We start from the raw sequence: 11,261 nt of genomic DNA on the forward strand, positions 1-11,261 counted from the left end.
TTTCTACTGGCGGGTTGTTGCGGCAGCCCTACAGGCCCATGTCCTTCGCGATGATCGTCTTCATGATCTCGCTGGTGCCGCCGTAGATGCGGTTGACGCGGTTGTCCGCGTACAGGCGGGCGATCGGGTACTCGTTCATGAAGCCGTAGCCGCCGTGCAGCTGGAGGCAGCGGTCGATCACGCGGTGCGCGACCTCGGTGGTGAACAGCTTCGCGCTGGCGGCCTCGGCCGGGGTCAGCTCACCGGCGTCCAGGGCCTCGGTGGCGCGGTCCACGACGGCCTCGGCGGCGTCCACCTCGGCCTGGCAGGCGGCCAGCTCGAACTTGGTGTTCTGGAAGGCGGCGACGGGCTGGCCGAAGACGACGCGGTCCTGGACGTACTGCTTGGCGAACCGGACGGCGGCCTTGGCCTGCGCGTAGGCGCCGAAGGCGATGCCCCAGCGCTCGGAGGCGAGGTTGTGGCCGAGGTAGTAGAAGCCCTTGTTCTCCTCGCCGAGGAGGTCCTCGACGGGGATCTTGACGTCGACGAACGCCAGCTCGGCGGTGTCGGAGGTCTTGAGCCCCAGCTTGTCGAGCTTGCGGCCGACCGAGTAGCCCTCCGCCTTCGTGTCCACCACGAAGAGGGAGATGCCGTGCCGGCGGTCCTCCTTGGTGGGCGCCGAGGTCCGGGCGCACACGATCATCCGGTCGGCGTGCACGCCACCCGTGATGAACGTCTTGGCGCCGTTGAGGACGTAGTGCGTGCCGTCCTCGCTGAGCTTGGCGGTGGTCTTCATGCCCGCGAGGTCGGAGCCGGTGCCCGGCTCGGTCATCGCGATGGCCCACATCTCCTCGCCGGAGACGAACTTCGGCAGGTACCGCTTCTTCTGCTCGTCGGTCGCCAGCAGCTTTATGTACGGCAGGCCGAGCAGCACGTGCACGCCGGAACCGCCGAAGGCGACGCCCGCACGGGCGGTCTCCTCGTACAGGACGGCCTCGAACTTGTAGGAGTCGATGCCGGCGCCGCCGTACTCCTCGTCGACACGGATACCGAAGACGCCGAGCTCGGCGAGCTTGTAGTAGAAGTCCCGGGGGGCCTGGCCTGCGGCGAACCACTCGTCGTAGACGGGTACGACCTCGGCCTCGATGAAGGCGCGGATGGTCTCCCGGAACGCCTCGTGATCCTCGTCGAACAACGTACGGCGCACGGCCGCCACCTCCACGGACTTCGGCATGTCTAAGCGCTTGCTCAGAGCCCAAGGTACCGGCGGGTAGGGCGACGGGTCCAGGGTGAGAAGCGGGGCGAGGGCGTAACGCTCGTCACGCCACCGGCAGAACCCTTCCGGCCCCGCCGGCAAAGTATGCCCCCGCGACGGCGACCGACCACGACGATGGCACTCGGCGGCACCCGGACCGCCTCCCGGCCGTCACTCCTTCGCTGCCGCCTCGAACGCGCCCCTCGCCATCCGGTGCAGCAGGACCGCCGTCGCCGCACGGCCGGGCAGCGAACCCGGTCGGCCCAAGTGCGGGGTGGAGTTCAGGAGGCCGAAGACCGAGTGGACCGCCGAGCGGGCCGCCGGCTCGGGGAGCGCCGGGTAGACGCCCCGGAGCACCTCCACCCACAGCTCGACGTACTGCCGCTGCAGCTGCCGCACCAGTTTCCGGTCGCTGTCGCGCAAGCGGTCCAGCTCCCGGTCGTGCAGGGTGATCAGTGGACGGTCGTCGAGGGCGAAGTCGATGTGGCCCTCGATGAGGGAGTCCAGGACCGCCGAGGGCGCGGTGCCCCCGTCGGCCTCCGCCAGGCGGCGCCTGGCCCCCGTCAGCAGCTGCCCGCTGATCCCCACCAGCAGCTCCGCGAGCATCGCGTCCTTGCCCGCGAAGTGCCGGTAGAGACCGGGCCCGCTGATGCCGACCGCGGCCCCTATCTCGTCCACGCCGACGCCGTGGAAGCCGCGCTCGGCGAACAGCCGGGCGGCCTCCTTGAGGATCTGCTCGCGGCGGCTCAGGGCGTCGGTTCTCGTGACCATGGGGCAATTCTAGACAGGGAGGTTAGCGGTCGTTAACCTATAGGAAATGCGTTAACGCTCATTAACAAGATGAGGGGATCGCGGCATGGACCAGGCACCGGAGCTTCACAGCGCGGCAGACCCCGCGTCGGAGGCCTTTCGGGCCAACGAGGAGGCACACCGCGTCCTCGTCGAGGAGCTCCGCGCCAAGCTCGCCGCGGCCGCGCTGGGCGGCGGCGAGAAGGCGCGGGCCCGGCACACCGCGCGGGGGAAGCTGCTGCCCAGGGACCGGGTGGACACGCTTCTCGACCCCGGCTCCCCGTTCCTGGAGCTGGCCCCCCTGGCCGCCGACGGGATGTACGAGGGGGCGGCCCCGGCGGCCGGTGTGATCGCCGGGATCGGCCGGGTCAGTGGCCGCGAGTGCGTGATCGTCGCCAACGACGCCACGGTCAAGGGCGGCACGTACTACCCGATGACCGTGAAGAAGCACCTGCGCGCGCAGGAGGTGGCCCTCGACAACCGTCTGCCGTGCGTGTACCTGGTCGACTCCGGTGGCGCGTTCCTGCCCATGCAGGACGAGGTCTTCCCGGACCGCGACCACTTCGGGCGGATCTTCTACAACCAGGCCCGGATGTCCGGGGCCGGCATCCCGCAGATCGCCGCCGTCCTCGGCTCGTGCACGGCGGGTGGCGCGTACGTCCCGGCCATGAGCGACGAAGCCGTCATCGTCCGGAACCAGGGCACGATCTTCCTCGGCGGCCCGCCCCTCGTGAAGGCCGCCACCGGCGAGGTCGTCACCGCCGAGGAGCTGGGCGGCGGCGAGGTCCACTCCCGGATCTCCGGCGTCACCGACCACCTCGCCGAGGACGACGCGCACGCCCTGCGCATCGTCCGGAACATCGTCGCCACGCTGCCGGCCCGGCGCGCGCTGCCCTGGGAGGTCGCGCCCGTCACCGAGCCCAAGGCCGACCCCTACGGCATCTACGGCGCCGTCCCGGTCGACTCCCGCACCCCCTACGACGTGCGCGAGATCATCGCCCGCGTCGTCGACGGCTCCCGGTTCGCCGAGTTCAAGGCCGAGTTCGGGCAGACCCTCGTCACCGGCTTCGCCCGCATCCACGGCCACCCGGTCGGCATCGTCGCCAACAACGGCATCCTCTTCTCGGAGTCCGCCCAGAAGGGCGCCCACTTCATCGAGCTGTGCGACCAGCGCGGCATCCCGCTGGTCTTCCTGCAGAACATCTCCGGCTTCATGGTCGGCAAGGACTACGAGGCCGGCGGCATCGCCAAGCACGGCGCGAAGATGGTCACGGCGGTGGCCTGCACCCGGGTCCCGAAGCTGACGGTGGTGGTCGGCGGGTCGTACGGCGCCGGCAACTACTCCATGTGCGGCCGGGCCTACTCCCCCCGCTTCCTGTGGATGTGGCCCAACGCCAAGATCTCGGTGATGGGCGGCGAACAGGCCGCGTCGGTGCTGGCGACCGTCAAGCGGGACCAGCTGGAGGCCCGCGGCGAGGAGTGGCCGGCCGACGAGGAAGAGGCGTTCAAGGCGCCCGTCCGCGCCCAGTACGAGCGCCAGGGCAACGCCTACTACGCGACCGCCCGCCTCTGGGACGACGGGGTCATCGACCCCCTCGACACCCGGCAGGTGCTGGGACTGGCCCTGACGGCCTGTGGCAACGCGCCGCTGGGTGAGCCCCGGTTCGGCGTCTTCCGGATGTGAGGAGGGGACTCGTGTTCGACACCGTACTCGTGGCCAACCGGGGCGAGATCGCCGTCCGGGTCATCCGTACGCTGCGCTCGCTGGGCATCCGCTCGGTGGCCGTGTACTCCGACGCCGACGCCGACGCGCGGCATGTCCGCGAGGCCGACACGGCGGTCCGGCTCGGTCCGGCGCCGGCGGCCGAGAGCTATCTGTCCGTGGCGCGGCTGCTGGCGGCGGCCGCTGCCGGCGGCGCCCGGGCCGTCCACCCGGGCTACGGCTTCCTCGCCGAGAACGCGGCCTTCGCGCGGGCCTGCGAGGAGGCCGGGCTGGTCTTCATCGGGCCGCCCGCGGCCGCGATCGCGCTGATGGGCGACAAGATCCGGGCCAAGGAGACGGTGGCGGCGGCCGGGGTGCCGGTGGTGCCCGGCGGCCGTGACCCGGAACTGGCGGACGCGGCCCGTGCGCTGGGCGCGCCGGTGCTGCTCAAGCCCTCCGCCGGCGGCGGTGGCAAGGGCATGCGGCTGGTGCGCGACCTGGGGGTCCTGGACGACGAGATCGCCGCCGCCCGCCGCGAGGCCCGCTCCTCCTTCGGCGACGACACGCTCCTCGTCGAGCGGTGGATCGACCGCCCCCGGCACATCGAGATCCAGGTACTGGCCGACGGCCACGGCAACGTCGTCCACCTCGGCGAACGCGAGTGCTCGCTCCAGCGGCGGCACCAGAAGGTGATCGAGGAGGCGCCCTCGGTCCTGCTCGACGAGGCGACGCGGGCCGCGATGGGCGAGGCGGCGGTACAGGCGGCGCGCTCGTGCGGGTACGTCGGCGCGGGCACGGTGGAGTTCATCGTGCCGGGCGGGGACCCCACGTCGTACTACTTCATGGAGATGAACACCCGCCTCCAGGTGGAGCACCCGGTCACCGAACTGGTCACCGGCGTGGACCTGGTGGAGTGGCAGCTGCGGGTGGCGGCGGGCGAGCGGCTGCCCTTCGCCCAGGGCGACATCACGCTCACCGGGCACGCGGTCGAGGCCCGGATCTGCGCCGAGGACCCGGCCCGCGGCTTCCTGCCCACCGGCGGCACGGTGCTGCTGTTGCGCGAACCGCACGGCGACGGCGTGCGCACCGACTCCGGCCTCAGCGAGGGCTCCGAGGTCGGCAGCCTCTACGACCCGATGCTGTCCAAGGTGATCGCGTACGGTCCGGACCGCGAGACCGCGCTCCGGAAGCTGCGCGCGGCCCTCGCGGAGACGGTCACCCTGGGCGTGCAGACCAACGCCGGTTTCCTGCGCCGGCTCCTCGCCCATCCGGCGGTCGTGGCGGCCGAGCTGGACACCGGTCTGGTCGAGCGGGTGGTGGACGACCTGGTCGCCACGGACGTACCGGACGAGGTCTACGAGGCGGCGGCGGCCGTACGGCTGGAGGCACTGAAGCCGGTCGCGGACGGGGGCTGGACGGATCCGTTCTCGGTGCCGGGTGGCTGGCGGCTCGGCGGTACGCCCAAGCCGGTCGGCTTCCACCTCCGGGTGCAGGACCCGGTGGAGTACACCCCGCGCGGCACGCACACCGTCACCGCCGACCGCGTGTCGGTGGTTCTCGACGGCGTCCGGCACACCTTCCACCGCGCCGCCGACTGGATCGGCCGCGACGGCGACGCCTGGCACGTCCGCGACCACGACCCGGTCACCGCGTCCCTCACGCGTGTGGGGCACGCGGGGGCCGATTCCCTCACCGCGCCGATGCCCGGCACGGTGACCGTCGTGAAGGTCGCGGTGGGGGACGAAGTCACCGCCGGGCAGAGCCTGCTGGTGGTGGAGGCCATGAAGATGGAGCACGTCATCTCCGCCCCGCACGCCGGCACGGTCGCCGAACTCGATGTGAAGCCGGGTGCCACGGTCGCCATGGACCAGGTGCTGGCCGTGATCACCCCGGCAGAGGAGGACCAGTGACACTCCCCATGGTCGTACCGGCGACCGACCTCCCCGCGCGCGTCCGGATCCACGAGGTCGGCGCGCGTGACGGCCTGCAGAACGAGAAGACGGCCGTACCGACGTCGGTGAAGGCCGAGTTCATCCACCGCCTGGCCGACGCGGGCCTGACCACGATCGAGGCGACGAGCTTCGTCCACCCGAAGTGGGTACCCCAACTGGCCGACGCGGAGGACCTGTTCCCGCAGCTCGCCGGTCTTCGGGGCGTCTGTCTCCCCGTCCTCGTCCCCAACCAGCGCGGCCTGGACCGCGCGCTCGGCCTCGGCGCCCGCCGGGTCGCCGTCTTCGCCAGCGCCACCGAGTCCTTCGCCAAGGCCAACCTCAACCGCTCGCTGGACGAGTCCCTGGCCGTCTTCGACCCGGTCGTGCGGCAGGCGAAGGACGCCGGCGTGCACGTCCGCGGTTACGTCTCGATGTGCTTCGGCGACCCCTGGGAAGGCGCGGTCCCCCTCCACCAGGTGGTCCGTGTCTGCAAGGCGCTGCGCGACATGGGCTGCGACGAGCTGAGCCTGGGCGACACGATCGGCGTGGCCACCCCCGGCCACGTCCTGGAGCTGCTCTCCCTGCTCAACGAGGAGGGCGTGCCGACGAACGTCATCGGCGTGCACTTCCACGACACCTACGGCCAGGCGCTCGCCAACACCTACGCGGCCCTGGAACACGGCGTGACGACGGTCGACGCGTCCGCCGGCGGGCTCGGCGGCTGCCCGTACGCCAAGTCCGCCACCGGCAACCTCGCCACCGAGGACCTGGTCTGGATGCTCCAGGGCCTCGGCATCGAGACCGGAGTCGACCTCGGCCGCCTCACCGCCACCAGCGTGTGGATGGCCGAACAACTGGGCCGACCCAGCCCGTCCCGTACCGTCCGCGCCCTCTCCCACCAGGAGTGACGACCATGGACCACCGCCTCTCCCCCGAACTGGAAGAACTCCGCCGTACGGTGGAGGAGTTCGCGCACGACGTCGTGGCGCCGAAGATCGGCGACTTCTACGAGCGGCACGAGTTCCCGTACGAGATCGTCCGCGAGATGGGCCGGATGGGCCTGTTCGGGCTGCCGTTCCCCGAGGAGTACGGCGGGATGGGCGGCGACTACCTGGCCCTCGGCATCGTCCTGGAGGAGCTGGCCCGAGTCGACTCGTCGGTGGCCATCACGCTCGAAGCCGGAGTCTCCCTCGGCGCCATGCCCCTCCACCTCTACGGCACCGACGCCCAGAAGCGCGAATGGCTCCCCCGCCTCTGCTCCGGCGAGATCCTGGGCGCCTTCGGCCTCACGGAACCCGACGGCGGCAGCGACGCCGGCGCCACTCGTACGACGGCCCGCCTGGACCCCGCGACCTCCGAGTGGGTGATCAACGGCAGCAAGTGCTTCATCACCAACTCGGGCACGGACATCACGGGGTTGGTGACGGTCACCGCGGTGACCGGCCGCAAGCCCGACGGCAAGCCGCTGATCTCCTCGATCATCGTGCCGTCCGGGACCCCCGGCTTCACGGTCGCCGCCCCGTACTCCAAGGTCGGCTGGAACGCCTCCGACACCCGCGAGCTGTCCTTCGCCGACGTCCGGGTCCCCGCCGCCAACCTGCTCGGCGAGGAGGGCCGCGGCTACGCCCAGTTCCTCCGCATCCTCGACGAGGGCCGCGTCGCCATCGCGGCCCTGGCCACCGGTCTGGCCCAGGGCTGCGTGGACGAGTCCGTCAAGTACGCGAAGGAACGCCATGCCTTCGGCCGCCCCATCGGCGCCAACCAGGCCATCCAGTTCAAGATCGCCGACATGGAGATGAAGGCCCACACCGCCCGCCTGGCCTGGCGCGACGCGGCCTCCCGCCTGGTCGCCGGCGAGCCCTTCAAGAAGGAAGCGGCCCTCGCCAAGCTCCACTCCTCCACCATCGCCGTCGACAACGCCCGCGACGCCACCCAGATCCACGGCGGCTACGGCTTCATGAACGAGTACCCGGTGGCCCGCATGTGGCGCGACTCCAAGATCCTGGAAATCGGCGAGGGCACGAGCGAGGTGCAGCGGATGCTGATCGCCCGGGAGTTGGGGCTGGTCAGCTGACTCTTCCCGCGGCATCCTTCCGGGCGCGGCCCGCTCTGCCCGGCGACAAGGTCAGGCAGGATCACTGGGCGCGTGAGAAGGATGCCGCTGGTGGTCACCCCCATCGCGAAGCGCGTGGTGCCCCCGACTCGGGGAGCTGCGGGCACTTCGGGCTGACACAGGGGCTGACCTCGCTGAGTTGGACAGCCGGGCACATGGTTGTGCTTACCGAGCTAAGGGCAGCCTTCGGACGCCCTCGCCCGCGGCCACAACCGTCGCGGCAGGCAGCGGCGACGTGACCCCACGACGAAGATCACGACTTACAGCTGCCGTATCAGAGCTCGTAGACTCCTCGCGTGGCATTCATGAGCATCCCGCACTGCTGCTTCCTCTGATCGGAAGGTGTTGAGGGCGAGGCCGGTCGGCGTCGCCCTCGCTGGTGTGCCTGCTGTGTGAAACAGGTATCCGGCGCCGCCCGTTCCGCCATGCGGCGGCGGTCGCCTTCTGTGTGCGTGTGCAGGCACGGTCCCTTCCCTCACCGTCGCCAGGAGTGCCTCGTGCCCGTGTCGCTTCCCCCTGCCCTCCACCTCGCTCTCGACCTGTTGTGCTGCCCTGCCTGCCGCGCGGACGGCCTGCGCCGCCTGCGCCCCCGTCGCGGCGCGCTGCGCTGCCCTGCGGGCCACACCTTCGACGTCGCCCGTCACGGCTACGTCGGCCTGCTGACCGGCACCCGTGCCGCCAGTGGTGACGACGCGGCGATGGTCCAGGCACGGGAACGGTTTCTGTCCACCGGCAGTTACGCGCCCGTCCGAGATGTCGTCGCGAGTCTGGCGGCCGGCTCCGCGCCCGGGCGGGGCACGGTTTTGGACGTGGGCTGCGGGACGGCCTACTACCTGGCCGGTGTTCTCGACCGGATGCCCGGGGCCCGCGGCCTCGGGCTGGACTCGTCGGTGCGCGCGCTGCGTTCGGCGGCGCGGGCCCATGACCGGGCCGCCGCCGCGGCCTGGGACGTCTTCCGTCCCTTTCCGCTGGCGACGGCGGTCGCTGACGTCGTGCTGGACGTCTTCGCCCCTCGCAACCCGGCCGAGTTCCACCGGGTACTGCGCCCGACCGGCCGGCTGATCGTGGTCCGCCCCACCGGGCGGCACCTCGCCGAACTGCGGGAGCCACTGCCCGCGATGGTGACGATCGACCCGGCCAAGGAACAGCGCCTGCACCGGGCGCTGGATCCCTTCTTCGCCGTCGCCGCCACCGAACAGGTGGAGTACGGGGTGTCCCTGGCCAGGGAGGAGGCTCTGAGCCTGCTCGAAATGACGCCGAGCGCACGGCACTTGAGCGATGCGGAGCTCTGCGGCGACGGCCCCTGGCCCGACCGGATCACCGTCTCGGTGCTGGCCACCGCCTATCGGCCTCGGTGAACGCGAACAGGCGCGGCAGGGCCTGGCCCCTGGACAAGATCTGAGGTTAGGCTAACCTAAGCAACGACTTGTCCGGCGGTGTTTCCGCACGTCCGAAAGCGGCCATCCTCATGTCCAACGTCAGAGCAGCCCACCTCACCCGCCGTGGCGTCCTCGCCGCCGGTGGCGCCCTCGGTCTCGGCGCCGCGCTCGCGGCCTGCGGTGACGACGACGCGAAAAGCGGCTCCTCCGGCAAGGAGACGACGGCCGCCAAGTCCGGCCCGTGGACGTTCAAGGACGACCGGGGGACCACGGTGAAGCTGGACGAGGTCCCGGCGAACATCGTCGCGTTCGTCGGGGTCGCCGCCGCGCTGTACGACTACGGCATCGGCGTGAAGGGCGTCTTCGGGCCGACGAAGACGAAGGCCGGCAAGGCCGACGTCCAGGCCGGTGACATGGACATCAGCAAGCTGACCATCCTCGGCAACGAGTGGGGGCAGTTCAACGTCGAGAAGTACGCGGCGCTCGCCCCCGACGTCCTCATCACCACGATGTTCGACGGCGCCGGCACCCTCTGGTACGTCCCGGACGAGTCCAAGGACAAGATCGCCAAGCTCGCCCCGAGCGTCGGCATCTCGGCCTACGACCGTCAGCTCACCGTCCCGCTCCAGCGCGTCTGGGCACTCGCCGAGTCGCTCGGCGCGGACATGACGGCGAGCAAGGTGACCGACGCGAAGAAGCGGTTCGAGGAGGCGTCGTCCCGGCTGCGTGCCGCCGCCAAGGCGCACCCCGACATCAAGGTGATGGCCGGTTCCGCCGCGCAGGACCTGTTCTACGTCTCCGGCTCCGACCTCTCCGTGGACCTGGAGTACTTCAAGGCCCTCGGCGTGAACCTCGTCGAGCCGTCGGCGTCCGTACTGAAGGCGAGCGGCGGCTGGTACGAGTCGCTGAGCTGGGAGAACGTCGACAAGTACCAGGCCGACATCATCATGATGGACGACCGTACGGCGACCATCCAGCCCGCCGACATCACCCAGGCCACCTGGAAGAAGCTCCCCGCGGTCAAGGCCGGCCAGGTCATCGCCCGCTCCCCCGAGCCGATCTTCTCCTACGACAAGTGCGTGGCGATGGTGGAGAACCTCGCCAAGGCGATCGAGACGGCGAAGAAGGTCAGCTGACCCCCGAGCCCCTTCCCACCCCAGCACGTCACACAACTTCCTGAGCCTCAGGAGCACATATGACGACGGCCGTAGCCGCCCCGTTCCGCTTCTTCTCCCTCCGGGTCGTACGGACGAGGCGGCTCGGTCCGTCTCTGGTCCGGATCACCTTCGCCGGCGCCGAGCTGGCGCACTTCCACTCCCACGGACGCGATCAGTCCCTCTCCCTGTTCCTTCCGGCCGAGGGGCACACCGAGCCCGCCGTGCCGGTCGAGCTCGGCGACAGCTGGTGGCAGGGCTGGCGTGAACTCCCGGACGACGTACGGGCCGTGATGCGGTCGTACACCCTGCGGGCACTGCGCCGGGACCCCGACGAGATCGACATCGACTTCGTGCTGCACGGGGTCGGGCCGGGCGCGGCCGCCCCCGCCGGGCCCGCCTCCCGGTGGGCGTCGCGGGCCCGCGCCGGCGACCGGGTGATCCTGCTCGGGCCTGCCGTCGCCGACAACCGGGCGATCCGCTTCCGGCCGCCCGAGGACACCGACCTGGTGCTGCTCTGGGGCGACGAGACCGCCGTACCGGCCGCGACCGGCATCCTCGAATCGCTGCCCGCGGGCACTCGCGTACGTGCCTGGCTGGAGGTGCCCTGCGCCGGGGACGTCCAGGACGTGGCCACCGAGGCGGACGCGGAGATCACCTGGCTGGTGGGCGGCCGCGGCGCGGCCGAGGAGATCCGCGGCGCGCGACTCCCGCCCCACACGCACCCGTACGCCTGGATCGCCGGGGAGTCGGGGCGGGTGAAGGAGCTGCGCCGGCACCTCGTCGGCGAGCGCGGGCTCGACCGGCGGCGGGTCACCTTCGTCGGGTACTGGCGGGACGGCCTGACGGAGGAACAACTCCGGGCGGCCGGCGAGTAGTCCAGGGCAGACGTGACGGCTGTCACGGGAGGGGCAGCGTTTCGCTCGCGTTACTTAGGTTAGGCTAACCTAAGTCAAGTC

General features: G+C 71.1%; 9 protein-coding genes. 7 read left to right on the forward strand and 2 right to left on the reverse strand.

Going from position 1 to position 11,261, the window contains the following annotated elements; genetic code table 11:
- Positions 1–28: 28 nt before the first annotated feature.
- Positions 29–1,186 carry an acyl-CoA dehydrogenase family protein gene (locus OHB00_RS19770; RefSeq protein ID WP_406445882.1) on the reverse strand — a complete coding sequence of 386 codons (1,158 nt, stop codon included), beginning with the start codon at positions 1,184–1,186 and terminating at the stop codon, positions 29–31.
- A gap of 219 nt (positions 1,187–1,405) precedes the next feature.
- Positions 1,406–2,005: a TetR/AcrR family transcriptional regulator gene (locus OHB00_RS19775; protein ID WP_406436218.1), complete on the reverse strand. Its 600-nt coding sequence runs from the start codon at positions 2,003–2,005 to the stop codon at positions 1,406–1,408.
- Positions 2,006–2,090: 85 nt separating this feature from the next.
- Between OHB00_RS19775 and OHB00_RS19780 the strand changes: the two genes are divergently transcribed.
- The 7 genes from OHB00_RS19780 (at position 2,091) to OHB00_RS19810 (ending at position 11,180) form a co-directional block, all read left to right on the forward strand.
- A complete protein-coding gene (locus OHB00_RS19780; RefSeq protein WP_406436219.1) occupies positions 2,091–3,707 on the forward strand; it encodes a carboxyl transferase domain-containing protein in 1,617 nt (538 codons plus the stop codon).
- An 11-nt stretch (positions 3,708–3,718) separates the two neighbouring features.
- The gene (locus OHB00_RS19785; protein WP_406436220.1) at positions 3,719–5,635 is read left to right on the forward strand and encodes an acetyl/propionyl/methylcrotonyl-CoA carboxylase subunit alpha; all 1,917 of its coding nucleotides are present in this window, start codon (positions 3,719–3,721) and stop codon (positions 5,633–5,635) included.
- Between the two features lie 8 nt (positions 5,636–5,643).
- Positions 5,644–6,564, forward strand: coding sequence for a hydroxymethylglutaryl-CoA lyase (locus OHB00_RS19790; RefSeq protein ID WP_406445884.1), 921 nt, complete (start codon positions 5,644–5,646; stop codon positions 6,562–6,564).
- 5 nt (positions 6,565–6,569) lie between these two features.
- On the forward strand, positions 6,570–7,730 hold the full coding sequence (locus tag OHB00_RS19795; protein WP_406436221.1) for an acyl-CoA dehydrogenase family protein: 1,161 nt from the start codon (positions 6,570–6,572) through the stop codon (positions 7,728–7,730).
- Between the two features lie 536 nt (positions 7,731–8,266).
- On the forward strand, positions 8,267–9,127 hold the full coding sequence (locus tag OHB00_RS19800) for a putative RNA methyltransferase (protein ID WP_406436222.1): 861 nt from the start codon (positions 8,267–8,269) through the stop codon (positions 9,125–9,127).
- Between the two features lie 110 nt (positions 9,128–9,237).
- Positions 9,238–10,284 (forward strand): ABC transporter substrate-binding protein, encoded by a 1,047-nt coding sequence (locus tag OHB00_RS19805; RefSeq protein WP_406436223.1) that lies wholly within the window; start codon positions 9,238–9,240, stop codon positions 10,282–10,284.
- Between the two features lie 59 nt (positions 10,285–10,343).
- Positions 10,344–11,180, forward strand: a complete 837-nt coding sequence (locus tag OHB00_RS19810) for a siderophore-interacting protein (RefSeq protein ID WP_406436224.1) — start codon at positions 10,344–10,346, stop codon at positions 11,178–11,180.
- Positions 11,181–11,261 lie beyond the last annotated feature (81 nt).

This window comes from Streptomyces sp. NBC_00631 (assembly GCF_045206895.1).
Taxonomy (GTDB): Bacteria; Actinomycetota; Actinomycetes; order Streptomycetales; family Streptomycetaceae; genus Streptomyces.